Annotated in this window: 1 protein-coding gene; it reads right to left on the reverse strand. The window is 52.7% G+C overall.

Annotation, left to right across the window (positions count from 1 at the left end):
- Nucleotides 1–89 precede the first annotated feature (89 nt).
- On the reverse strand, nucleotides 90–548 hold a 459-nt coding region (locus ACTHUG_RS11330; RefSeq protein WP_440422267.1), incomplete at its 5' end, for a hypothetical protein.

The raw sequence follows: 548 nt of genomic DNA on the forward strand, positions 1-548 counted from the left end.
CGGCGGCGTCAGATGTGTAGGGGGGACAGGGTCTGTACTGCGTCAAGTCGTCGTGTTGTTAGGCTTTGTTTTATTTGGCGCGTTTGGTGCTACCGTTTTATGGCTGTCTCCGCTGTTTCGCCGTTATCGTGCCGAAACCGTGTCTTTTGCCGTGTTAATTGAGGGGTTCTGTTTCTTGTCGGGTCGTTTGAGGAGCCGCTTGTACGGGTGCGGTTGGTTGGTTGTGGGTGGGGTTTTGTTGGTGGTTGGATTGTGGTGTGGTGGTTGGTGTGGTGGTGGCTGGTGTGGTTGTTTTGTTTGGGGTTGTGGTTGTTGTTGGGGTTGTTGTTGTTTGTGTTTTGGTGGTGGGCGGTGTTGGTGTTGTGTGTTGGGGTGTGGTGGTGGGGGGTGGGTGGGTTGGGGTCGTTGTTGTTTTGGTTGGTGGGTTGTGGTGTGTGGTTTTTGGTGGTTTTGGGGGGTTTGGTGGTTGTGGTTTTTTTGTTGTTTTTGGGGTTGTTGGTGGTGTTGGTGTGGGTTTTGTTTTGGTTTTGGTGTGTGTGGTGGGGGGT

The sequence above is a fragment of the Neisseria sp. P0022.S009 genome, assembly GCF_051956675.1.
Classification (GTDB): Bacteria; Pseudomonadota; Gammaproteobacteria; order Burkholderiales; family Neisseriaceae; genus Neisseria.